This is a genomic window from Chthoniobacter flavus Ellin428 (genome assembly GCF_000173075.1).
Classification (GTDB): Bacteria; Verrucomicrobiota; Verrucomicrobiia; order Chthoniobacterales; family Chthoniobacteraceae; genus Chthoniobacter; species Chthoniobacter flavus.
The window spans coordinates 1-23,872 of sequence record NZ_ABVL01000008.1 but is presented as its reverse complement, the minus strand read 5'-3'; the positions used below and the strand labels follow the sequence as shown (position 1 = coordinate 23,872).

Genomic DNA, 23,872 nt, shown 5'->3' with positions numbered 1-23,872 from the left:
CGGTCAGTGAGCGCCATGCAGAGAGGCGCGTAGCGCTCCACACCGTCATCCTGAGCTTGCGAAGGACCTCTGACTTCTGCCTTTTTTACCGTACGGAAGATGACAGCGTGCTGCTGTCTATGGCGACTATCAAGATGCCCGGCAGAGATCAGAGGTCCTTCGCAAGCTCAGGATGACGGTGTTTTTGGGGGCGCTGCGCGCGTCTCTGCGAAGCGATCGCTGGTGGTACGACCGGTTCTATGCTGAATGACGGCAAAGGCTTCAATCCTGCGGCGACTTGTAATCCTTTTTGATCTTCGCGAAGGGCGAGTAGCCGCGCTCGATGGCGGGCGCCCAGATGAGCACGACTTTGCCGGGGTCGCCTTCGGGAAGGAAGCTGTGCTTGCCGGCGGTGAGTTCGCGGGAGCCGGTGAAGGGCGTGCCGTCGAGCTGGCCGGCGGGCGTGCCGTCGGGATCGACGAGCGTGTAGCGTGCCGGGACCTTGATTTCGAAGGCGCAGGGCGCACCAGGAGTGACGCCTTTGTCGCGCAAGACTTTGCCGAGGACATACAGCCGGAAGGCGATTGGCACGTAATTCTTTTTGATGAAATCGCGCGCGCGATGCGGCATCCGCTGCGTGGTCGCCAAGGGCACGCGCTTTGCGATGAGCTCGTCCGCGATTGTGTCTTTGACGATGCCCTGCTTGATCCGGTGAAACGTCAGCGACTCGATCACATAACGAAAGGGGCGCCGCCGGTAGATCGTCTCGCCCTTGCTATCCATCACGTAATCACTTGGATCGGTGAGCTTGAGCGTGTCGGCGACGATGCCGATCTTATCGACCGTGTGGTCCTGAAAGGGCGAGACGGTGACGAGGATGCAGACCAGTTCCGCCACGGCCAGGACGCCGCCGACCGGGAAGGTATGGCGGACAAGCCGGTTCGCCAGCCACAGGACCGCCGGGCCGATGGTGATCATCATCGCCGGGTAGAACGGAAGATAATCCTCCGCGGTCAGCACGGGCCACGCGGCTTCGAGCGTCGTGTAATAAAGGAAAGGCGCGAAGAAGAGGAACGCGATGCGGGTGCGCACGGGAATGGGCATGCGCAAGCGCACGATGAGCGCGCCGGCGATGAGCGCGCCGACCAGCCCTTTCAGCCACGTCTTGATCGCGGCACTCCCGAAGACCCGGTTGGAAGCGCCGGGCAGGATGTTGTGCTGGATCACGCAGTAGTACATGTCGCGCAGCACGCCGCGCTCGTAGAAGAAGAGCACAACCAACGCCGGCACAATCACCAGTCCAGCAAGCCACGCTCCCGAGCAACGGAAGATGTGCGACCAGCGCAGCGGAAAACCGCCGGCGATCCAGCGGACGATGAGTGCACCGATCAATGCCTGCACAAGAGCCGCGAGCAGCAGCGAGCTTTTCATCGACACGCAGAAGGCCAGGCCGCAGAGGAGACCGGCCAGCGCCATGCGCCGCGCACCGATCGGGCCGGTGCCCAGCACGAGGAGGATGAGCAGCCACACCACCGTCCACAATTGGTCGGGACGAAACTCAATCGAGTTCAGATAGAACGGCGGCACCAGCGCGGCGAGCGTCGCGGTCCACAACGCCACGCGCGGGGTGAAAATCGAGCGGGCTATTTTCCAAACGCAAAAGATCGCGAGGATGAAAAGCGGGAGTTCGCCCGCGCGCATGGGCAGCAGGATATCCGCGCGGACGCCGAGCAAATAAAACAGCGGCGCGAAGAGCGCCTGGAAGAGCGGCGAGTGATTGTCGAAAACATCGTGATAGGGCAACAGGCCTTGCGTCCATGCCCACACCACGTGCAAATGCTGCGGCTCGTCCGAGTCGATCCGGTAATGCCAGATGTAGAGAAAACGCAGGACCAGCGCGCACCCGAGCAGTCCAAAGGCGAGCCATCGCTCCAGCGCGCCGATCGACTCGTGCGCGGGCTGGGATTCGGAAAAATCGTCCTCGGTGGAAACAGCGAAATTCATCATGCCCTCAGTCCGCTGAAAATGCTTCCCCGCTGTTGTTTTTGGGTGCCGAGCCGCGTTCCAAGGCACGCGCCCAGACCAGCGTGACGTTCCCGGTGGGATCCGGGCTGGTCACGGTGACTTCGTGCTTTCCCGCGGCCAGCTGGCGCGGCCCGTCGTAGGGCTGGCCGTCGAGCATCGCGGTCACCGGGCCGTTCTGGCTGAACAACGCATAGCGCTCGGGGATGACGAGATTGAAAGTAAGCGGCTTGTTCTGTTCGACTGGCAGATGGAGACCGAGCACGCAGCAGCCTTCGACGGAGATGTAGTTCTGCTTCAGGAACTGCTTCGTCGGATCCATCATTCGCTTGCTCGGGCGCGTCACTGCGGTGCGCGTTTCGATGAGCCGCGGAATGGTGTCGTCGACCAGGCGGCTGGTGAGAATTTGATCGCGGGTGAGGGTCTCGAAAACCAGCCGGGTCGGCCGTGGGCGGAAGATGCTTTCGCCCTTGAGATCGAAGACATATTCGCCCGGGTCGGTGAGGCGCAGGACGGTGGAGAGAGAGGCGATGCGTCCCTTCTCCGTGACCGTGAAGGGCGGCTCTTCGCGCACGATCCAGACGATTTCGCCGAGGAGTAACAGCGTGGGGATGAGCAGCCACGGGAGTTTCCAGTGGAAGCGCGCCGCCGTCCAGTCGCTCGCCCAGGTGATCCCCGCCACGGCGAAGATCGGCAACAGCGGGAGCCACGGGATGTAATCCTGCGTGGTCACCACCGGCCAGAAGCCGCGGAGGAGCGAGTAGTAAGTCCCGGCGACGAGAAACAAAAAGAGCCGGCGATAACCGCGCTCCGGATCCTGCCGCACGCCAGGCAGCATGGCCCGCGTGAGGAAGATCGTGGGGATCAACCAGAGCGTGCTTTGCGAGAGGAGTTGTTTGGTGATCGTCTTGCCGAGGCCGTTCCCCGCCATGGTGTTGTGCTTGATCACGCAATAGTAGAGCGGTTCGAGCGCGCCCTGGCTGGCGAAGTAGGCGACGATCGCGCCGGGCACGATGACCACGCCGACGATGAAGGCGATGAGGTGCGCCGGCCACGCTTTCGAAATCGGCCGGCCGGCGAGCAGCCAGGTGATGATGCCCGCGACCGCCAGGCAGAGCACGAGCAGCGTCGATTTCATCGACACACTGAAGGCCGCGCCGAGCAGCAGCGCCGCGGCAAAAGTCCGCCCCGGAGTAAGCCGGCCACTGAGGCCCACGGCGAGCGTCGCCAGCCAGAGGATGGTCCAGAGCACATCGGTACGGAACTCGCCCATCCGATAGAAAAACGCCGGCAGGAAAGCGCCGATGAGCGCGGCAAACCAACCAGTGCGCCGATCGTAAAGCGTCGCCCCGAGCCGGTAGATGCACCACACGCCAATGGCGAAGAGTGGCATCATCGCGCGACGCATCGGCAGGACGATGTCCGCCCGTTCCCCGAGCCAGCGCAGCAGAGGCGCATTCAGGATGTGGAAGAGCGGGGTGTGGTTATCGAAAATGTCGCGATACTGGAGCTTGCCCACCGTCCACGCCCACACCACGTGCAAGTGCTGGGACTCGTCGCTATTCCACCGATGGCTTGTCACCGAAAACCAGCGCAGGCCGGCCAGCAGAATCAGGGCGAGCGCCAGGATGAGGCACTCGGTGCGGGTGAGCTTTGCGGAGCGGGCCGCCGATGCCGCCTCGCGCGCCGTCGAGTCGACAGGGAGGGAATCAGCGGGACGGGAAAAGCTGGACATGAAAAAGGGAAACGAAGGCGGGAAGCCAGAATGGCAGGGAAGCGGATGGGCGCACGCGCTTTTGCAAGGGCGGGGCGGATTTTTACCATGGAAACCGGCAGGTCGAGCGGCATTTCGTCCTTGCTAATAATTTCCACGCAACCGCGGGCCGACGGCAGGGTTGAAAGTCGTAAATCCACGGTACCGTGAAAACTTATCAGATTTCTCCCATTTTCGCCCTCTTGCTGGCCGCCGGTCCGGCGATGGCCGCGCTCGACGAGGGCAAGAAGGCGGATGTCGCCCAGGCCGAGGCCATCCCCCAGGATCAGCTCGATTTCTTTGAGAAGAAGATCCGTCCCGTGCTCACCGACAAGTGCTATAAGTGCCACTCGGAAAAGGCGGAAAAGCTGAAGGGCGGCCTGATGGTCGATTCGCGGGAAGGCATTCGCCGCGGCGGCGATAGCGGACCGGCCGTAGTGCCCGGCAATCTGAAGGACAGCCTGCTCATCGAAGCGATCCACTATGGCAACAAGGACACCGCCATGCCGCCCCAAAAGGCCGGCGGCAAGCTGCCCGCCGACGTCATCCAGGATTTCGAAAAGTGGGTGCAGATGGGCGCGCCCGATCCTCGCAACGGTGGTCCGGTCACGGTGGCGGCGGCCAAAAAGTATGACACCGAGAAGTCGAAGGATTGGTGGGCCTTCAAGGCGCCGAAAAAGACTGAAGTGCCGGCGGTGCAGGATGCGGCCTGGGCGCGGGCGGATATCGATCGCTTTCTGCTCGCGGGCCTGGAGGCCAAGGGACTGAAGCCCGTCGCCGATGCGGACAAGCTCACGCTCATTCGTCGCGTTTATTTCGACCTCGTCGGCGTGCCGCCGAGCCTCGATGAAATCCGCGCTTTTGAGCAGGACAAATCGCCGAACGCTTTTGCCACTGTGGTGGACCGCTTGCTCAACTCGCCGCAATTTGGCGAGCGCTGGGGCCGGCACTGGTTGGACGTGGCTCGCTATGCGGAGTCCAGCGGCAAGGAAGCGAATTTCGCCTATCCGCACGCGTGGCGTTATCGCGACTACGTCATCGCCGCGTTCAATGCCGACAAGCCCTACGACGAATTCTTGCGCGAGCAAATCGCCGGCGACCTGTTGCCGGCGAAGACCGAGCGCGAACGGGCCGAACACGAAGTGGCCACGGGTTACCTGGCGATCGGCGCCAAATCGCAAAACGAGAACAACCCGCGGCAGTATGCGCTCGATGTCGCCGATGAGCAGATCGATGCGATTTCCCAAGGCGTCCTCGGCATGACCATTGCCTGCGCGCGCTGCCACGATCACAAGTTCGACCCGATTCCGCAGCGCGAATACTACGCGATGGCCGGCATTTTCCTGAGCACGGACACGCGCTACGGTACGGCCAGCGGCCAGCAGAATCGCCACGCCACCCAGCTCATCGAATTGCCGGCGAGCTCCGGTCTGCCGACGATCACGAAGATTCTGGCGCCGGCCGAACGCGCACAGAAGGAGAAGCAATTGGCCGATCTCGAGAAGGAGCGCAACGAAATGATCTCCGAGCGCATGGAGGCCCGGCGCGAAGGCAAGCCGGCGAATGGTGTGGATGTGAAGAAAGGTGTTCGCCTCCTGATCCTCCTCACGCAGACGGGGATGCTCGAGTCGGAGCTGAATTCGTTCGATGCCTCGGGGCGTCCGAAGATTCTCGCCATGGGCGCGAAGGATCGTCCGGCGATGAGTTCGGCGAGCGCCGGCGGTGGCGGCCGCTTCGGCGGGATGTTTGCCGGCGGCGGCAAGGGCGGACGTTTCTATGGGAGCGTCACCGCGTTTCCGACGATCACCGATAGCCCGCTCTACGCGCGCGGCGATGTCGACAAGCCCGGCGACAAAGTGCCACGCGGCTTCGTGAGCATCCTTAGCAATGGCAATGCGCCCGCGATTCCGGAGGGCACCAGCGGCCGCCTCGAATTGGCGGAATGGCTCACCGCGCCGACGAATCCGTTGACCTCGCGGGTGATGGTGAACCGTGTCTGGCACTGGCTCTTCGGCAAGGGCATCGTCGAAAGCACGGATAACTTCGGCACTACCGGTCATCTGCCGAGCGACCAGGCGTTACTCGATCATCTCGCCCTCGATTTCCAAAAGAAGGGCTACTCGGTGAAAAAGATAATCCGCGAGATCGTGCTGAGCCACGCCTATCAACTCAGCTCCAACTTCAATCCCAAGGATTTCGCTGCGGATCCGGAGAACACGCTTGTGTGGCGCATGAGCAAGCGGCGCCTCGATGCCGAGTGTATCCGTGATGCGATGCTCTCGGTAAGCGGCGACTTGCAGTACAGCGCGCCCGTCGGTGATGCCGTCGCCATGGCCGGTGACGGCATGATCAACGGTCCGCGCGGCCGCGGCATGAGCGAGGCGCAGCTCAACGTCGATACGCCAGTGCGCTCCGTGTATCTGCCGGATGCGCGCGATGCCGTGCCGGAGTCGCTCGCGCTTTTCGACTTCGCCGAGAACTCGCTGGTCACCGGCGATCGCGAGACGACCAATGTGCCGTCGCAGGCGCTCTTCATGTTGAATAGCAAATTCGTCGAGAAGCGCGCGGAGCGGCTCGGTGAACGCGTGGTGGCGGGATATCCTTCGGGGCCGAATGGCGGCCTTGGGGCGAATCTCCAGGAACGCATTACCTACGCCTACTGGCTCGTCTTTTCGCGTCCGCCGGATAATGCCGAGCGGACCGCGGCCACGGCTTTCTTCACCCGCTTCCCGGCGAACTGGGCCAAGGGCCAGAGCGGCGCCGCGGGCGTGCGCGATGCCGATGCGGCCAGGGCCGCGTGGACCAGCTTCTGCCGAGCGCTCTTCGCCAGCGCGGAATTCCGTTACGTCAATTGATCCTCTTCTGCCTCCAGACATTCGTCCGTCTCCCATTGCCATGAATCTGTCCGATCACTCCTGCAACCAGATCACGCCGCTCTTCACCCGGCGCGATATCCTGAAGAATTTTTCGTGCGGCTTCGGTTGGCTGGCCTTCGCCGCCATCGCAAACAAGGCCGCGGCCACGACCACACCGGCAGGTGCGATTGAAAATCCGCTCGCGCCGAAGAAGCCGCATTTCGCGGCGCGCGCGAAGCGGGTGATTTTCCTCACCATGCGCGGCGGCCCGTCGCACGTGGATACGTTCGATTACAAGCCGCAGCTCATCGCCGATACCGGCAAGCCTGGCAAGCGGCCTGGCACACAGCTTCTCGGCTCGAAGTGGAAGTTCACGCAAAACGGGCGCAGTGGGCTGTGGATTTCCGAGGCATTTCCGAACGTCGCAAAACACGCGGATGAACTCTGCCTCGTTCGCAGCATGCAGACCGATCTGCCGAGCCACCCGCAGGCGTTTTTGAAGATGCACACCGGCAGCTTCCAGTTCGTGCGTCCGTCGCTCGGCGCCTGGACGCTCTACGGACTCGGCACGGAAAACCAGAACCTGCCCGGCTTCATCACGCTCACACCGCCGAGCGGTTTCGGGGGCGCGCAGAATTATGGCAGCGCGTTTTTACCGGCGATTTACCAGGCGCAACGCATCGGGCAGGAAGGCCGTCCGGTGGCCGGTGCGGAGGTGAAGAATCTCGACACATCGCTGAGCACCCAGGCGCAGCGTAATGAGCTCGCGCTCGTGCAATCGCTGAACCAGGAGAAGCTGGTGCGCGATGGGGTCAATCCCGAAGTCGAAGGCGTGATCCAGTCGTACGAACTGGCGTTCAAGATGCAGAGCCAGATGCCGCAGGTCATGGACATTTCGAAGGAATCACCGGCCACGCAAAAGCTTTACGGCATCGGCGATCCGGCGACAGAAGATTTCGGCCGCAAGTGCCTGCTGGCGCGGCGTTGTGTCGAGGCGGGAGTGCGCTTTGTGGAAATTACCCACGGCAATTGGGACCAGCACTTCAACCTCACCAACGCGCTCGCCGCGAATGCCAAAGCGGTGGATGGGCCGATCGCCGGCCTGCTCACGGACCTGCGCCTGCGTGGGTTGCTGAAGGATACGCTCGTCGTCTGGGCAGGTGAATTTGGCCGCACCCCGCATGCGCAGGGTGGCGATGGCCGCGATCACAATAACAAGGCCTTCACGGTGTGGGATGGCGGGCGGCGGCGTGAAGGGCGGCTTGAGCTACGGCACCACGGACGAGTACGGCTACGAGGCGGTGGAAAACAAAGTGCAGATCAATGACCTGCACGCCACCATCCTCGCCTTCCTCGGCCTCGACCACGAGAAGCTCACCTTCAACTACGCCGGCCGCGACTTCCGCCTGACGAACGTTGGGGGGAGTGTGGTGAAGGAAATCATGGCGTAAGATTGGGCAGGCCAACCAGGGGCTGAATCACAGGTGGCATTCCGCAAGCCCGCCAGCAGGTCCTTGCCACGCACTCACTGCGAGAATCGTCTTACCCGGAAATGCTTTCCGGTCTTCAAGATAAGGCGTGGCTGTCGATCGCGACTTCCCACTGAAGCATTTTATATAAAGCTGTAGTCGCAACCAAAGGCCCTATCCATTTAAACGCAGAGGACGCCGAGAACGCAGAGGGCCGCAGAGGAAGAGCCAGCCATCCCTCCTTTCCTCTCTCAAAATGCTCTGCGTCTTCCGGGTTAAATTCGGGCCGCTCTTTTGAGTGATCTCCACCACCGGTTATTTAAAATGCTATAAAAAAACGCGGCCCGGCAGAAACCGGACCGCGCTTTGAAATTGTGATCTTGTTAGCGGACTAACGAGACGTCCCGGAATTACCGGTCGTCGCGCTCGCCACCGTAGCCACCGCCGCCGCCACCACCCCCACGTTCGCCGCGACCGCCATAGCCACCGCCGCCGCCGCCGCGGTCTCCACGACCGCCTCCTCCGCCTCCGCCACGGTATCCACCACCGCCTCCTCCTCCGCCCCCGCCGCCACGATATCCACCACCACCACCGCCTCCGCCTCCGCCACGATATCCGCCGCCGCCGCCGCCCGGCGGACGATCTTCGCGCGGACGCGCTTCATTAACCGTCAGCGTGCGCCCCTCGAAGGGTTTGCCGTGGAGTTGGGTGATTGCGGTCTGCGCGTCAGCGTCGTTCGCCATGGTGACGAATGCGAAGCCGCGCGATTTACCGGTGAATTTGTCCTGCACCAGCAGCACTTCCGTTACCGGACCCGCCTGTGCGAAGTAATCCTGGAGATCGGTCTCCGTCGTATTGAAGGAGAGATTTCCTACGTAGAGTTTGTTGCCCATGTAGTGTAGTCTGTTGGCCTGAGCGCGGTCTTCGGTGACGGTTTCCCGGAAATCGGTTTTCAGGTCGTCACTGAACAGGTTCAACTGACAATCTTCCCAACTCCGAGGGCTGTGCTAAGGTTGTGTTATCTGGAGCGTGGAGATTAGAGAAACCTGATAAAAAGCAAAGTCTATTTTATCATTTCGCGAACGGTCTGGGGGTGCCCTGATCCTCCATTGATTTTCCGTCCGAGGCGGAGAAAATAGCCGGACGTGAACCGTATCCTCCTCATTTTCCTCGCGTTGATCCTGGGTGGCTCTGTGCAAGCCGGACCTCCCAAGAAGCACTTTGTCCTCTACGCCATGCTCACGGCGGATACCCCGGTACTGCTTTCCGACGGCGCCCGCTGGATGATGGATAAAGGCGACACGTTTCCGGTGGTCATGTACAAAGACGACTACACCAAGCTGGTTCTCCAACTCGCCGGCACGACTTTCATCACCGGTGCCGAGAGCGTGAAAGTGATTGAGGAAAAGGATGTTACGGAGGAGCAGCTCGCCACCTACAAGGTGAACGTGCAGCATTATATCGATGCCCAGTCGAAGAAGTGGAAGGACGAGAAGGCGAAATGACCCCGGCACTGAAGCTTTACGTCAAAGTGTGGTGTCCGTGGTGCGTCCGAGCGCAGGAATGGTTGGACGAGCGCGGTTATCAATACGCCCTCATCGATGTGGAAAAGTCGCGGGCGGATTATGATGAAATGATCCGCCTCTCCGGCCAGCGGCTAACCCCCACCCTGGTGACCGCGGATGGCCTTGTTCTCCCGGACTTCGGACCGGACGAACTTGCAGTTTTCGTAAAAAAGTACAGCATCAGTCCCTGATGTTATCCGACCTGCTGCTCACCCTGGGGGTGTTTGTCCTTACCCTCGCCTTGCGCAGCTTCCGCCACCCCTTTTTGCGCAAACTGGGCGCGGTCGGGGTTCTGGCCACCTCTTTCATCGCAGGCTGGAGATTCACCGGCTACTGGATGGTCGGTGTCTTTTGTGCTGCCAGTTGGCTGCTTTTGCCGTGGCTGGAAATCCTCACCCGCGTGCGGCGGCTGACCTTGCCGCTGGAAAAGAACCTCCGCCAGAAGACGCCGCCGAATTCAGAAACCTTTCCCGCGCTGAACGAGATCACCGAGGAGATCGAGGGCGAGAAGTTCGAGCATATCAGCGATTCGGGTTGGGACTGGGAAGACTACGCCCAATTCTTCCGGCTTTTTTACAAGATGGCCGAGCGCACCCAGTCGGCCATCTGTCTCATCGACCAGCGCGACGTGGCGTTTTTCTATCTCAGCGTCAGCTCGCGGGCGAAGGATGGCACGATCTGGACGACCTGGAATTATCCTTTCAGCTACAGCCTCAAGCTCGTGCCGCAATGGCGGGTGAATCGGCTGCGTGGCGACCAGACCTTCCTGCAGATCTACGAAAGCCATCGCCATTTTCTGAACGAGAACCGCGTGCGTCTCGAGGATCTCGAGGAACTCGACGGCGATCAGATTCAGAACGAAATCCAGAAAGACCTGCGCGCGCAGATCAATCACAACATCGCCACTGGGGTGCTCACCCGGAATGCCGCTGGCGAGATTCGTTATTCGTGGCGGGGCATGCTTTTCATCTGGTTCCAATTTCTTCGCGACCTGGTTCGGTTGTCGTAGGGGAAGTTGAGGGTTGAGAGTGGATAGTTGAGAGCCTTCGCTGGCTACAGTTCGTGAATGAATAGGTTCGCGAACTCCACTTCGTCGCCGTGGTACAGCAGCCCGATCGGGCCCTCGGCGGGGATGTTCGGCAGTTGGGCGTTATCGATCACGGTCTGGTCGTTCAGCACGACCGTGACTCGGTCGCCCTTGAGGGTGATGAAGAATCGATTCCATTTTCCGGGTGGCGCATCGGCTTTCACCTTCGGCAGGAGCGCACGGCGCAACGGGCTCGGGATGGCTTCGTCGGTGTGGAGCAACTCAAAATCACCAGAACCCATGGGGTGACTCCAAAGGTTCAACTGATATTTGGAATCGCCCCGCAGGGCGATGGCGCTGCTGCCCGCATCGGGCATCTCCTTTTCGACGATGGAGTTAGCAGCATTGCGCACGTAAAGACCGTCTTCCTGAAAGGTGAATAAGCGCCTCGGGTCGACTTTGCCAGTCAAACGCCAGTCCACGCACAGCACGAAATCCCGATACTTTTTCTCGCTCCACAGCCCCTTGGCATTTTGTGACATGCCGGCCTTGCTGATGAAATGTGATCCTCGCGCGCTCCATATTTCGCTGGTCGCGTTATCGAACTTCCACCCACCCAAGTCCTTGCCGTCGAAGAGCGGCTTGAAGCCTTCGTAGGCCTTCGCCGTCTGTTCCGGCGGCGTGTTCGTCGACGGCAGTTCCTTGATCCGCAGATTCTTGAAATGCGCCTCGCTGCCTTCCGCCTCGAGGCTGAGGTAGCCACGCCGTGGAACGCAGTCTTTGCCGACCGTCACTTCCTTCCCATTCACCGAGAGCCGCAGTTCGCCGGCATTGGCGACGAGATGATAGTGGTTCCACTCCGGCGACGGCTTCGTGCGATCTTCGATGGGGAAACTGCGCGCGCCCGTTTTCGAGATCCGGCCAAACGGCGTCATGGTCGCACCCTGCACCGGGAAGAGATCGCCCTGGCAGGTGTACCACTCGTTCTCGCCCTTGTGGGTCGCGGCGAAGCCGGGATCGAGCACCTGCACTTCGATGCCGCGTGGGAATGGCCCGCCGACATGCGGCAGTCCGTCGCTCCAGGCAAAGCAACCGCTGTTACCACCGGACTTCATGTGCCGCCAATCAAACTCGAGGATGAAGTTCTCATACATCCGATCTGAGCGGATCACCCCGATCGGCAGACCCGTGTCGATGATCATTCCATCGCGCACAGTGAAAGTGTCTTCGGCACCATTCTCCCGCACCCAGCCGCTCATATCGTGACCATTGAAAAGCGGGGTGAAGCCGTCGCTGTCCTCCGCATAGAGTTGCGAGGCACATAGCAGCACGAAAGTGGTGAGGAACGTTCGGGGGAACATAGATACTCCTATCAATTCATCTGCCGCGGTCTTTCTTGGGAAGGCCAATCGAAATGGGCGGGTGGCTGGGACGTTTCGGCCTGAATCCAACCCCGTTGGTGGGTGCGATTGGATTGTGGCGGGAACGTGTCATAATTTTTATTTGGGATTGTCTCGGCGCCTGCCCTCCGGCAATTCGCCCGTTACCAACACCTCGATTCGCATGACTGAACCCCGCCCCTTCCGCGCCGCTGGCCGCCTGGTCGATTTCATGCGCCAGGCCGACGAAGCCGGTCTCATCAATCTCGCCGCCGGCGTGCCCGGCCTCGATTCGCTGCCCACCGAGGAGTTGCAGGCCGCCTTCACGCGCGCCTTTGCCCACGAGGGCGCGAAGATGTTTACCTATCATCATCCGGAGGGCGACCACGTCCTGCGCGAGCAACTCGCCGCGCGACTCCAGGCGCGCGGCGCGAATGTGCGCGGGCCGCAACTCGTGACCGTCACCGGCTGCACGCAAGGCGTGCAATTGCTCATCTCCATTCTCGTCAAGCCGGGCGACATCGTGGCCGTCGAGGCACCCGCCTATTACGGCATGCTCGAGGTCTTGAGTGTCGCCGGCGCGCGCGTGTTGCCACTGCCAATCACCGGCCCGGATGGCATCGATCTCGACGCCACCGAAGAATTGCTCACTCGCTGGAAGCCGCGCGCGCTCATCGTTTGCGCGGCGTTGTCGAATCCCTCGGGCGTCACCATCCCGAATGAAAAACGTCCGCGGCTCGTGGAGATCTGCCGACAGAACGGCGTGCGCCTCATCGAGGACGACATCTATGGCGAACTCATCGAAGACGGCGTGCCGCGCAGTTTGCTTGCGTGGGACGACGGCTCGACGGTGAGCTACGTCTCCAGCTTTTCGAAGAGCGTTTCGCCCGGGCCTGCGCGCTGGTGTCTGCGTGCCCGGCACGCTTTACGAAGATTTTGCCGCGCGCAAATGTCAGCAGGATCTGCACAGCGCGGTCGTCTCCGAAGTGGCGTTGCGCGAATTCCTCGCCGCCGGTGCGCTCGATCCACATCTCGCGAAATTGCGTCCCCGCAATGCTCATCGCCGCGCGCTCGCTCTCGAGGCCATCGCCCGCGCATTTCCCAAAGGTACCCGCGCCAATCCGCCGCGCGGCGGTTACATGCTCTGGGCCGAATTACCGCGCGCCGTCGACCTCGCCGAAGTGCGCGAAACCGCGCGTCAGGAGCGGATTGTCTTCGGCGCCGGCCCGGTGTTCTACACCGAGCCCCAACCCACCAGCAGCCTGCGTCTGAATTGCGCCAAGGCCAGCGAGGAGGAACTGGTCAGCGGATTGGAAACGCTGGGTGCGATCCTTTGCGCCGCGGAGTGACGGAACGTCCGGAGAGAACATCCAACATCCAACACCCAACATCGAACATCCAATGGAGCTGTCGCACGTGCGCTCGCGCCATTGGATGTTGGATGTTCGATGTTGAACGTTGGATGTTCCGGCGCTTGCGCCGTCTTACTTCAGCACCGCATTCCACTTGTCGAGCTGCGCCTTCTGGGCGGTGAACAGCTCGTCCGTGGAATCCAGAATCTCGATGCTGTCGATCGTGTCGCCCTGCTTCACGGCGTTGACCACGTCCTGGCCTTTGGTCACTTCGCCGAAGACCGCGTGCTTGCCGTCCAGCCACGGGCAGGGGACGTGCGTGACGAAAAACTGGCTGCCATTCGTGCCGGGGCCAGCGTTGGCCATCGAGAACATGCCCGGCTTGGTATGCTTGAGCGAGGGATGAATCTCGTCGCCGAACTTGTAGCCCGGGCCGCCCATGCCGGTGCCGGTCGGGTCGCCGCCCTGGATCATGAAGTCCGGGATCACGCGATGAAACTTGATGCCATTATAATACCCTCGCTTGGCGAGGTTCAGAAAATTGGCGGCGGTCATCGGCACTTTCGAAGCGAAGATGGTGCCTTCGATATTACCGCGGGACGTCTTCAGGATCAGGCGAATGTCATTCATAAGGGTGGGCGACGATGCGGATACGACCGCATCTTGGCAATCGATTTTACGGCTGGTCACGTAGTGGTGGATGGGTCGCGGTATCCGATTCTGGGCAGACCGCGTGTCCATTTTGAGACACGACTGTATCGCCCAACATCTGGTCCCCCGGTCCACGGGCGAGGGCGATGATGCTAATCCGTTGTATCACGCGCGATGTCCTACTTGCCAGCGGGCAACAAATTCACAATGTGCCGATCAAGCGGTGCGCTTGGCCGCCGAGGCGATTGAATGGGAAAACCACTCCGGAATGCGATTTGGCAGGGCGCGGGTAAAGACGGCATCTTCCGAACCGCCGCCGCGGAGGGTAATCGTACCGCCGGCCACTTGATAGGTGCGCCGCCAACCCTTGTCGTCGTTCTCGTAGGAGAAGCGAAGCGTCGTCGGAGATTCGATGAAATACCAGAGGCGCATCCAGGTGCCCTTTTCCGGATTGGTGGGATCGAAGAGGCACTGAATCGCGCGCCCGTTTTCGGTGAAATGAATGAGTCCCATTTGGCCCGGCATGTTGGGGGCGGAAAAGCGCCAGGTGCCGGTGAATTCGCGGATGACTGGCTGGTCGTCGAAAGTGGTTGGGGGTTGTTCGCTCATTACTTGGTAGGGATACACGTTCAGTTTCCAAGAGCCACCGCAGATTTTCCAGCCCCGTTGCGCGCTTCGTGTGCGGTTGAATGAAAGTGGAAACACGGCGGCAGTTCTGGGAGCGCACCCGTCTCGGGCACTGGTTTTGGCGTCCCGCCGAAACAAACTTCCCTTCATGCGGTCGGAGACAAAAGCCGGGCGTGGTAAAAAAGTTCGCGACGGCAGGACGCCGTCGCCAGCACCCCGGACGGTGCGCTCTCCGGAGTTCCGCAGCGCGATCGCCATCCGACGACGGCTCATCTTTCGCCCTCCTACGTGATTTTTCCGCGTGACAGCATCCAAGAGCCGCGCTGATGTTCCCGGCATGAAGCTGCCCCTCTTTTCCTTCCTCTTCGCTTGTGCGCTCAGCGCGGTCACTCTTTTTCCCAACTCCGCGCGCGCGGAGGACAAGGAAGTGGCTGTCTTGAAAACCTCCCAGGGTGAAATGGTCATCGAGTTCTGGCCCGATGTGGCGCCGAAGACGGTCGCCAATTTCATCAAGCTCGCGAAGGCGGGCTTCTACAATGGCACTGCGTTTCACCGCATCATCGATGGCTTCATGATCCAAGGCGGCGATCCGCTGACCAAGGATCCGAGCATGGAAGGGCGCTGGGGCACGGGCCACGCGGATGAGCGCATCAAGGCGGAATTCAACGACCACCACCACGAGTTCGGCGTCATCTCCATGGCGCGCTCCGCGGATCCGGATTCGGCGAGCTCGCAGTTCTTCATCTGTCTCGGGCCGACTCCGCAGCTCGATGGCAAATACACCGCCTTCGGCAAACTCATCAAGGGCGAGGATACCCTGCGCAAGCTGGGCAAGACGCCGGTGGGCCCGAGCCCGAATGGCGAGAACAGCAAGCCGCAGAGCCGCGTGGCGCTCGAGAGCGTTCAGATCGTTTCCGCCGACTCCATTAAGTAATTGGTTTTCGGATTTCGGATTTCCGAAATCGGATGTGAGGCGAAGAGGGACGCTATCGTAACCCGCCTCGGGACAGCGCCATGCATTGCGCGGCGAAAACATCCGAAAAGTAAAATCTGAAATTCCCAATTTGACGGGTTGCAATCCGCGCGGCTCGTCACAAACTTTTCACGCAAGAACGCTTCGTCTGGACGAAGCGCGGCGCATTCTTTTTCTCCGCATGTCGTCTTCCAAAGTCACTCTCGCTCTCGTTCAGATGCGCTGCTCTGCCGAGCCGCAGGAAAATCTCGCCAAGGCCCTCGCTCGCGTCAGCGAGGCGGCGGATCGTGGCGCGCAGATCATTTGCCTGCAGGAGCTCTTCACCTCGCAGTACTTCTGCCAGATCGAGGATCACAAATACTTCCAGCTCGCGGAGGAAATCCCTGGGCCGAGCACGGACGCGCTTTGCCGTCTGGCAAAAGAGCGCGGCGTGGTCATCGTCGCTTCGCTCTTCGAAAAGCGCAGCGCCGGCCTGTATCACAATACCGCGGCGATCATCGATGCCGATGGCACGTATCTCGGCAAATACCGGAAGATGCACATTCCGGATGACCCGCTCTATTACGAGAAGTTTTACTTCACGCCGGGCGATCTCGGCTTCCGCGCCTGGAAGACGCGGTATGCCCGGATCGGCGTCTGCGTGTGTTGGGATCAGTGGTATCCCGAGTCCGCGCGGCTAACCGCGCTGGCCGGTGCGCAGATCCTTTTCTTCCCCACGGCCATCGGCTGGCATCCGGGAGAGAAGGAGCAATACGGCATGCGCCAGCACAGTTCGTGGGAAACGATCCAGCGCTCGCACGCCATCGCCAACGGCTGCTATGTCGCCGTCCCGAATCGTGTGGGCCACGAGGCGCCCGATGGCGGCCCGGGCATCGAATTTTGGGGGCAAAGTTTCGTCGCCGACCCGTCTGGGCAGATCGTGGCCAAGGCTTCAGTGAGCGATGAGGAAATCCTTCTCGTCGAGGCCGATCTCGATGCCCTCGATACCCAGCGCACGCATTGGCCCTTTTTCCGCGACCGCCGCATTGACGCTTACGGCGATATTCAAAAGCGATTCATCGACTGACCTATGAGCGCGCATACCGAGCACCCCAGCACTGCTACTTCCACTCCCGCGGCCCAAGGCTATCACATGCCGGCCGAGTGGGAACCGCACGAGGCCACCTGGCTCTCGTGGCCGCGGCCCGACGGCATCAGCTTTCCCGATTCCTACGAAAAGGTCGTGCCCACGCTCGCGCAGATGGTCCACGCCCTCGGCGAATCGGAAAAGGTGAACATCAACGTGTGCGATGCGGAGCACGAGGCGCTCGTGCGCTCCCATCTCGCCAAGGTCCGCGCGAAGACGGACCACGTCACGTTCTATCACATCCCCACGAATGAGCCGTGGTGCCGCGATCACGGCCCCATCTATCTCACCCGCGCGGAAGCGCCACGCCTGGCAATCGTCGATTGGGATTACAACGCGTGGGGCTGGAAGTATCCGCCGTTCGATTTCGATGACGATGTGCCAAAGCGCATCGCTGAATTCCAAAAGCTGCCCATTTTCTTCCCGAAAATGGTGCTCGAGGGCGGCTCGATCGACGTGAACGGTGCCGGGACCCTGCTGACCACGAAATCGTGCCTGCTCAACCCGAACCGCAATCCGGATTTGTCCGAGAAGGACATCGAGCAACGGCTGCGGGATTATATCGGTGTGAAACACATCCTCTGGCTGGGTGACGGCATCGAGGGCGACGACACGGACGGACACGTGGATGATCTGACCCGTTTCGTCGGCCGCACTACGGTGGTGACTGTGGTGGAGGAGGACGAAAACGACAGCAACTACGAACCGCTCCGGCAGAACCTCGACGCGTTGCATACCATGGAAGCCGAGGACGGCACCCCGCTGGAGGTGGTCACGCTGCCCATGCCGCGGAAGATTGTCCGCGATGGCCAGCGCCTGCCGGCCAGCTACGCGAATTTCTATATTGGCAACAAGGTTATCCTTTTGCCCGTCTTCGCCGATGCCCATGACAAGTGGGCGGTGGCGGTCCTCCAGAAGGCTTTTCCCAAGAGAAAGGTCGTGCCGATTGATTGTCGGGAGTTGATTTGGGGCCTGGGTGCGTTTCATTGTCTTACCCAGCAACAGCCCCTCCTCCCCCCATGATTCGCTTGCTCTTCGTCGCCGCTGTCGTGGCCACCTTGGTGGCTTCGGCGTTTGGCGAATCGCTCGATTCGCTATTTGCCACCGACAATCTATGGACGATGAAGCAAGAGGACTTCATGCAAGCGGCGAAGAAGTACGGCTATTTATGGACTTCCAAGGCCAGGGATTCCGCGCGCGCCACTTTTCTCTATGGTGCCGATGGCCATACGGCGAGAACGTCGGACGAGGCGCTCTCGGTCTTCGGGTTGCCGGTAGTCGAAAGCGTGGCTCGATTCGATGGCGATAAGCTCGATGGGATTTCGATATTGTTTTATGGACGGGGAGATGTCGGCAACTTAACGGAAGAGCGCTTCGACCGCTTGGTCCACATCGTGGTGGATAAGATCAATGCGGCGACCCATACCCCATTCAAGGTGCGCGGAAATGATGCCGCTAATGCCGTGCACGCCGACGGTCTGATCTGGACGACGGACAAGGCGCACTATCTTCTGGAATACAGCAAGAGCAGGGCGGTGGCGGCCAGCAATACTCCTTTCCGCGCGGAATTCGTGCGTCTCGATGTATCGGCGCCCGTCAAGAAAGTGAGCATGCTCGCTTCGGCCACGAATCTGCAGCGAGCCCGGTTTTCCGGTCTCGCCCATGTGAAACGCAATGGCAATGGAGACGTCTGGCTTGGCGATGTGCCGATGGTTGACCAAGGCGAAAAAGGATACTGCGTCGTGGCCGCGACCGAGCGCGTGATGCGTTATTATGGCGACAGCGTCGACGAAAACGAGCTCGCGCAGGTCGCCGGTACGACCGCGACCGGCACGAGCGCTGAGTCGATGCTCGATGCGCTGAAGAAACTTGGTGCCCGGCTCAAGTTGCGGGTGAAGGAAGTGGAAAAATTCGACGCCAAGGAAATGCTTACCCTCATGGTCGATTACAACCGCGCAGCTAAAAAGGATCACAAGCCGCTGCTGCCCGAGCCGACTTACAACATCGATGTCGAAGCGATCTATCGTCGAATGGATCCGGACGTGTTACGTGAAGCGCGAGTCAAGAACCAGACGGGTCTGCATCGTTTCGTCCAGGCCGTCCAGGCGCACGTCGACCAGGGCGTCCCTCTGCTGTGGACCGTGATGCTTGGCAAAGTGCCCGAGCCTGGCATCCCGCAAAACGCCGGAGGCCACATGCGCCTCATCATCGGCTACAACACTTTCAAGGACGAAATCCTCTTTTCGGATTCCTGGGGTCCGGGCCACGAACTCAAGCGCATGAAAGCCGAGGATGCCTGGACGATGACGACCGGCACGATGTCGATCGAGCCGCTAAATTAAGCATTCTACAGCCGCGGGATAATCTTCATCCGCCACTGCGGCTTCGAGAGTTTCTGATCGGCGGTATATTGAAACAGCTTGCTCATCGGAAAGAGCAGCACGCCGGATATCCCCTGCGCATTGATCCGCATGTCGAAGTCCATCTTGTCATCGAGGAAATAGAGCTTCCCGTTGCCTAACATACTAAAGCCCTTCCCCTGCACGTTGAGGTTGTCCGTCGCGATCACCCCGCTGGAAATCGTGAAGTCCACATTGGCCTGATGCGCCACATCCCGCCCCAGTCCGGGCACGATGTTATTCAGGATGCCGGAGAACGGCCCGAGAAACGGAATCGCGAAGACATTCCCCTCGGTCACCGTCAATTCACCGCGCCCCTCCATGTTGCGGGCATCCTCCCCGCTCCCGGTGAAATCATACCGGCCATTGAGATGTCCGTGCGAATCGTCATAGTCGAAATACAGCTTCGTCACGCTGGTGAAATCGACATTGGCCAGCGCCACATTCGCGCTGTAGTTGGGCCGCGCGCGATTGAGTGAAATATCCGCGCCGCCGGAAAGTGTGCCGCCGAAGAGCGCCGCCGAGAGATCGGAAATCTTCAGGCGACCATCGGTGAAGAGCAGCTTCCCGCTGATCTTCGGAAAGCTGAGGTTCTTCTTCAGGAACGTGTAATCCACGCCCGCGGGCGCATCGACGAGGATCGAGAGTCGGGTGGTCTTTCCATTGCGCGTATTCACCACGCCATCGATGAGCAAATTGGGCGGCTGCCGCACAAAACGATAGGGCAGGATTTGCTTCACGAGATCCGGATCGATCCACATCGCTACCTCCGGTGGATTCACCCGTGCACGGATCTTGTCGAAGCGAATTTCCTCGCGCCCGAAATCGAAATACAAACCGCCCGAACCCTCCCCTTCGCTGCGTTTCAAGGTGAAGGGCGCGATCGAGAGCGTGCGGTTTTCATAGTGCAACGTCGCCTTCGTGCTTTCCGCCGGCACCCCGCGAAATCGCGCCGCGCCGAGCTCGACCCGCCCATCGATCTTCAGCGCGTCAAGGCTGGGTGAAGCGCCGTACGCTTCCGCCGTGATGTGCGGCGCATGGGAAAACTCGAGCTGCCGCAAGGTCTCCGATTGCGCATCCGAAAGCAGCGGACGGAACACTCGCGGGTCCATCGTGCTGTCCAGTCGCGCACGAAAATCGCCCGCCACCTGGAGGGCATCGCCGCTGATCTCCTGTTCATTTGCCCGTCGCACATGGGCATCGCGCAGGCTCCATTGCGTACCATCCCACGAAAACCCGGCCTCCGCTTGATCGAAGACGATCGAGCGATAGGCGAACTTCTTCGCCGCCAGGCGCCCGGAGACGAGAAACTCCGGCTTGTCGCCCAGCGTCGTGTCGAGCCGCAGATCGATCGCCGGGGGCGCGTAAAAAACGAAATCGTCCAGCCATGGAAAATTGCCGCACGCCCGGGCCAGCGCCGCGACGTCGATGTTCGAGCGGAGCTGCAATTGCGCGTGATTCGATTCCCGCTCCCACAGCCCATTGAGCCGCAACTCGCCGGCTGCATCCGTGGCCACGAATTGCTTCAGGTCGAGCGCCCCGCCGCGCCAGCTCGCGCCGATGTAGAGATTGTTGAGCAGGTAGCGCTTGCGGCGAATGCGCTCCGCCCACAGGGCCACGTCCACGAAAATCTGATCTGGTTGCGCGAGGTCGCCGCTGAAGGTCAGGCTCACTACCGGCGGCCCAGCCTCGTATTTGATCGCACTGATTTCCTCGAAAATGCGCGAGACCAGGTCCGGCGTTATAGCCGAGCGCGAGGCGCTGGAGAGTCGGAACGCCTGTGGATGAATGAGCCGTCCCGACGCGCTGACGTGCAACCCGAAGACCTCGGCATCCGCGTAGGCGAGGTACAGCTGTTGCGGTGGGAGAAACAGCCGCCCATTGAGCCGCGCGATCTCGATCTTGTGCCCGTGCGGTTTCTGCGGATCCAGAGGCAGGGAAAGGTTCGCATCGTGCAGGTCGAGCGCATCGAGGAATGTCTTCCCGCGGATGAGATTCGCAAAATTGACCTGCAGCACCATCTCATCGATGACTGCGAGTGTGCGCTTTTTGTCATGCGCATCGAAGACCCGCACATCCTTCGCCACCAGCCCGCGCAACGGGTCGAGCGTCAGCCGCCGCAGCGTGACCTCCACCCCGCGCTTGTGAAATTCCTCCCGCACATAGCCCCGCCACTTGCTGGTGAAACCGCGCTGCGACGCGTACCACATCCCGAACGACAGCGCGATCAGGAAGAGGGCGAAGAGAGTGAGCAGCACGCGGCGCATGAGAGGAAGATGGGGGGAAAGAGCGGAACATCCAACATCCAACGTCCAACACCCAACACCCAATGACTTCCCCGCAGACTCACCCGCTCCCGTCACGCGCTTGCGCCATTGGATGTTGGAGGTTGGGTGTTGGATGTTGGATGTTGGATGTTCTTCCTTCCCCCTCCCATCCACCGGCCCCCGTTTTTCCGAAATATTGGATGAATACCGTGCTATTTTAGCGCGTCGAACTACGCATGGCACACCCAGTGCTCATATCAAAGCTCCGATGATCAAAGCCAATTGTCGGGAACGCTTCACGGCGGCGGATTTCGATTTCGTCGTCCGCACACTTTCCAGGTCCGAGCGCGACTCGGTAAACCTGGTGGACCTCCTCACCGACGGTGCAGCACGGGATACCGTCCTGGATAATCCCCGTCTCGTCGAATCCCTGTTCGCGGACGGTGGCCCGCTGACTATTTCGCCGCAGCTCTACTTCTACATTTTGCTCAGGCATGTCTTGAAAGAGACAGCGTTGGCGGATCGGGATGTGAGCGATTACCTCGCTTCGCTGCTCGAGACTTTTTCCCAGACCGCGCGGATGCGCTCGCCGGCCGATGGGCATACCAGCCCGATCCAGTATGTTTCGGATATGCTGATCGCCCTGCGCACCGCTTCGCCCGCGCAGAGCTTTCTCATTCGCGCGCACGTCGGCAATTACTCGCTCTTCATCACCGGCATCTTTCACGAAACGGTGCAACACCGCTCGCAACGCGGCGCGCCGGATCTTGGCTATTACGAGGACCTCGGGCGCAGCAATTTCCACCTGGCGGCTGGCCATCAAGTGGCCCGCACCTGTGCCCTGAGCGAGATCTTCGAAAAGCTCGCCGCCGGCTTCCGCGAGATCCGGCTTGCGCTCAATCACCTTTCCGATTCGCTGATCCACCTCGATAACGCCTTCGCCCCGCTCATCCCATGAACGCCACTTTGTTCAGTGAGATTCAGCGGCTCTTTGAACGCACCTACGTGCAGGTCGGCATCAATCTGGAAGATTGTCTCATCGATCGCCAGCGCTGCGGACAGCTCAGCCGCGCAGCCGGTGCCTCGGCGCGCGAACTCAGCGAACTCGCCCGCACCTTCCTGCGCAAATCGGACGACCGCCTGCACATCGGCATCTACTACTCGCGCTGGCTCATCGAGCAGCTCGAAAGGCATGACCCGCGCAAAGGGATCACCAACGAAAACATCCGCTGTCTCATCGCCTTCGTGGAGGAGATCAACCACGCCTTGCACGCGGCGATCCAGTTTCAGCGGGGCATCCGGGAAATCGCCAGCGAAGACTTCGCGCGCAATCTCGAGCTCCAGGCGCAGGTCGACACCTACCTCGTGCTACTGCTCTTCGTGGCCTTCTTTCGCAAGACCCAGAAAGTCTCCCGCGCGGATCGCCGCTGGCTGCGCTTCCACCTTTTCTCCCGCCAGACCCCGCACGCTTATGCCGATGCGAACCTCCGCGGCCGTTACCTGGAGACATCGGAGCTTGCCGGGCAATACACTCTCTTCCTCGACGCCCTAAACGGCGCCCGACGGGTGGACGAAATCCGCCTCTTCCATTCCCTCGACTACGAGGCCAAGAAGCAACGCATCCTCGCTCTCATGGACGCGCAGGGCGGAGGGGAGAGGACAATGAGACAGGAAGACAATCGGACAATGGGATAACGCTTCGCGCTGGTTGTCCCATTGTCTCCAGTCTGATTGTCCGATTGTCTTCTTCCCTCTGCGTCTCTGCGGCCTCTGGTGCGCCAGCACCGCCAACCCAAACCCATGAACTGAAAAGTGTTCGTCAAGCCAACTGAACATCGAGCTTGTAGAGAAGCGGACGATTCTGGGAGCAATCCTGGGGTTGAAGCTCCGTGGATCGAACCTGTGAGCCGCAGCGCAAGCAAACCTAGAAGAGCCTCGTTACGCTTAGTGAGGTCGGCCAATCTCTCGGAGGAGCCGAAGCCTAGCATTCACCGTGAAGGGATGTTCACGAGCAACGGTGAAGACCTCCGGGGTCGCAGGGGGCAGCGCGCAGGGAAGGTGGGGTTGGGCAGACTGGGAGACCCTGGTCTTGGGTTTCGTCGCGCGAGAGCGGGACGGAACGCGGCCCGAGCCGAAGCCATAAGGATCGAGCTGGAGATTGGGGAGTCGGAGAAGCCCATAGTAGCGATGAAGCGGAGTAACGTCCGTGGAGCGAAGGGGCTTTGGCAGAACGAAGCGGACTCAAAGAGTCCTTGGAGCTGATTGGAGCGGTGAAAACCGAACCTATGACAGAAGAGACAAAAGTGGAGCTGACCATCCGGGAGGCGCTGCTGCCGTCGAAACTTCAGGACTGGCGAGCGAAGCTGAGGGCGAAAGCCAAACAGGAGAAGCGCGAGCGCTTCTACAGCCTTTACGGGCTGATCAGTCA

General features: G+C 60.7%; 18 protein-coding genes and 2 pseudogenes. 13 read left to right on the top strand and 7 right to left on the bottom strand.

Features of this window, described 5'->3' with window-relative positions; translation table 11 throughout:
* Nucleotides 1-261 precede the first annotated feature (261 nt).
* Nucleotides 262-1,986, bottom strand: coding sequence for an ArnT family glycosyltransferase (locus tag CFE428DRAFT_RS14435; protein ID WP_006980302.1), 1,725 nt, complete (start codon nt 1,984-1,986; stop codon nt 262-264).
* A gap of 4 nt (nt 1,987-1,990) precedes the next feature.
* Nucleotides 1,991-3,736 (bottom strand): ArnT family glycosyltransferase, encoded by a 1,746-nt coding sequence (locus tag CFE428DRAFT_RS14430; protein WP_006980301.1) that lies wholly within the window; start codon nt 3,734-3,736, stop codon nt 1,991-1,993.
* Between the two features lie 185 nt (nt 3,737-3,921).
* On the opposite strand from CFE428DRAFT_RS14430, the gene CFE428DRAFT_RS14425 reads away from it, so the two are divergent.
* Both CFE428DRAFT_RS14425 and CFE428DRAFT_RS14420 read left to right on the top strand, forming a co-directional pair.
* Nucleotides 3,922-6,609: a PSD1 and planctomycete cytochrome C domain-containing protein gene (locus CFE428DRAFT_RS14425; protein WP_006980300.1), complete on the top strand. Its 2,688-nt coding sequence runs from the start codon at nt 3,922-3,924 to the stop codon at nt 6,607-6,609.
* Nucleotides 6,610-6,649: 40 nt separating this feature from the next.
* Nucleotides 6,650-8,060, top strand: a pseudogene (locus CFE428DRAFT_RS14420) (DUF1501 domain-containing protein).
* Nucleotides 8,061-8,488: 428 nt separating this feature from the next.
* On the opposite strand, the gene CFE428DRAFT_RS14415 reads toward CFE428DRAFT_RS14420, so the two are convergent.
* Nucleotides 8,489-9,055 carry an RNA recognition motif domain-containing protein gene (locus CFE428DRAFT_RS14415; protein WP_237705497.1) on the bottom strand — a complete coding sequence of 189 codons (567 nt, stop codon included), beginning with the start codon at nt 9,053-9,055 and terminating at the stop codon, nt 8,489-8,491.
* 168 nt (nt 9,056-9,223) lie between these two features.
* Between CFE428DRAFT_RS14415 and CFE428DRAFT_RS14410 the strand changes: the two genes are divergently transcribed.
* The 3 genes from CFE428DRAFT_RS14410 to CFE428DRAFT_RS14400 are packed head-to-tail and all read left to right on the top strand — an operon-like array spanning nt 9,224 to nt 10,652.
* Nucleotides 9,224-9,583, top strand: a complete 360-nt coding sequence (locus CFE428DRAFT_RS14410) for a hypothetical protein (protein ID WP_006980297.1) — start codon at nt 9,224-9,226, stop codon at nt 9,581-9,583.
* Nucleotides 9,580-9,834 (top strand): glutaredoxin family protein, encoded by a 255-nt coding sequence (locus CFE428DRAFT_RS14405; RefSeq protein ID WP_006980296.1) that lies wholly within the window; start codon nt 9,580-9,582, stop codon nt 9,832-9,834. The genes CFE428DRAFT_RS14410 and CFE428DRAFT_RS14405 overlap by 4 nt, the downstream gene beginning before the upstream one ends.
* On the top strand, nt 9,834-10,652 hold the full coding sequence (locus CFE428DRAFT_RS14400) for a hypothetical protein (protein ID WP_006980295.1): 819 nt from the start codon (nt 9,834-9,836) through the stop codon (nt 10,650-10,652). The genes CFE428DRAFT_RS14405 and CFE428DRAFT_RS14400 overlap by 1 nt, the downstream gene beginning before the upstream one ends.
* A 44-nt stretch (nt 10,653-10,696) precedes the next feature.
* Here CFE428DRAFT_RS14400 and CFE428DRAFT_RS14395 read toward each other — a convergent pair whose 3' ends face one another.
* The gene (locus CFE428DRAFT_RS14395; RefSeq protein WP_006980294.1) at nt 10,697-12,031 is read right to left on the bottom strand and encodes a 3-keto-disaccharide hydrolase; all 1,335 of its coding nucleotides are present in this window, start codon (nt 12,029-12,031) and stop codon (nt 10,697-10,699) included.
* A 202-nt stretch (nt 12,032-12,233) separates the two neighbouring features.
* On the opposite strand from CFE428DRAFT_RS14395, the pseudogene CFE428DRAFT_RS41095 reads away from it, so the two are divergent.
* Nucleotides 12,234-12,872, top strand: a pseudogene (locus CFE428DRAFT_RS41095) (aminotransferase class I/II-fold pyridoxal phosphate-dependent enzyme); the annotation flags it as partial.
* Between the two features lie 88 nt (nt 12,873-12,960).
* Nucleotides 12,961-13,398: an aminotransferase class I/II-fold pyridoxal phosphate-dependent enzyme gene (locus tag CFE428DRAFT_RS39800; protein ID WP_006980292.1), complete on the top strand. Its 438-nt coding sequence runs from the start codon at nt 12,961-12,963 to the stop codon at nt 13,396-13,398.
* A gap of 135 nt (nt 13,399-13,533) precedes the next feature.
* Here CFE428DRAFT_RS39800 and CFE428DRAFT_RS14380 read toward each other — a convergent pair whose 3' ends face one another.
* Nucleotides 13,534-14,031 (bottom strand): peptidylprolyl isomerase, encoded by a 498-nt coding sequence (locus CFE428DRAFT_RS14380; RefSeq protein ID WP_006980291.1) that lies wholly within the window; start codon nt 14,029-14,031, stop codon nt 13,534-13,536.
* A 237-nt stretch (nt 14,032-14,268) separates the two neighbouring features.
* The gene (locus CFE428DRAFT_RS14375; protein ID WP_006980290.1) at nt 14,269-14,661 is read right to left on the bottom strand and encodes a hypothetical protein; all 393 of its coding nucleotides are present in this window, start codon (nt 14,659-14,661) and stop codon (nt 14,269-14,271) included.
* Between the two features lie 355 nt (nt 14,662-15,016).
* Here CFE428DRAFT_RS14375 and CFE428DRAFT_RS14370 point away from each other — a divergent pair, with 355 nt between their 5' ends.
* The 4 genes from CFE428DRAFT_RS14370 (at nt 15,017) to CFE428DRAFT_RS14355 (ending at nt 19,120) form a co-directional block, all read left to right on the top strand.
* Nucleotides 15,017-15,613, top strand: coding sequence for a peptidylprolyl isomerase (locus CFE428DRAFT_RS14370; protein ID WP_006980289.1), 597 nt, complete (start codon nt 15,017-15,019; stop codon nt 15,611-15,613).
* A 220-nt stretch (nt 15,614-15,833) separates the two neighbouring features.
* On the top strand, nt 15,834-16,718 hold the full coding sequence (locus CFE428DRAFT_RS14365; protein ID WP_006980288.1) for a carbon-nitrogen hydrolase: 885 nt from the start codon (nt 15,834-15,836) through the stop codon (nt 16,716-16,718).
* A 3-nt stretch (nt 16,719-16,721) separates the two neighbouring features.
* Entirely contained in the window at nt 16,722-17,801 is a 1,080-nt protein-coding gene (locus tag CFE428DRAFT_RS14360; protein WP_006980287.1) for an agmatine deiminase family protein, read from the top strand.
* The gene (locus CFE428DRAFT_RS14355) at nt 17,798-19,120 is read left to right on the top strand and encodes a C39 family peptidase (protein ID WP_006980286.1); all 1,323 of its coding nucleotides are present in this window, start codon (nt 17,798-17,800) and stop codon (nt 19,118-19,120) included. Before CFE428DRAFT_RS14360 ends, CFE428DRAFT_RS14355 begins: the two co-directional genes overlap by 4 nt.
* Nucleotides 19,121-19,125: 5 nt before the next feature.
* Here the strand turns inward: CFE428DRAFT_RS14355 and CFE428DRAFT_RS14350 are convergent, their stop codons facing one another.
* Nucleotides 19,126-21,444 carry an AsmA family protein gene (locus tag CFE428DRAFT_RS14350; RefSeq protein WP_006980285.1) on the bottom strand — a complete coding sequence of 773 codons (2,319 nt, stop codon included), beginning with the start codon at nt 21,442-21,444 and terminating at the stop codon, nt 19,126-19,128.
* A gap of 268 nt (nt 21,445-21,712) precedes the next feature.
* On the opposite strand from CFE428DRAFT_RS14350, the gene CFE428DRAFT_RS14345 reads away from it, so the two are divergent.
* Both CFE428DRAFT_RS14345 and CFE428DRAFT_RS14340 read left to right on the top strand, forming a co-directional pair.
* Nucleotides 21,713-22,402, top strand: coding sequence for a hypothetical protein (locus tag CFE428DRAFT_RS14345; RefSeq protein ID WP_006980284.1), 690 nt, complete (start codon nt 21,713-21,715; stop codon nt 22,400-22,402).
* Nucleotides 22,399-23,139, top strand: coding sequence for a hypothetical protein (locus CFE428DRAFT_RS14340; RefSeq protein WP_006980283.1), 741 nt, complete (start codon nt 22,399-22,401; stop codon nt 23,137-23,139). The genes CFE428DRAFT_RS14345 and CFE428DRAFT_RS14340 overlap by 4 nt, the downstream gene beginning before the upstream one ends.
* Nucleotides 23,140-23,872 lie beyond the last annotated feature (733 nt).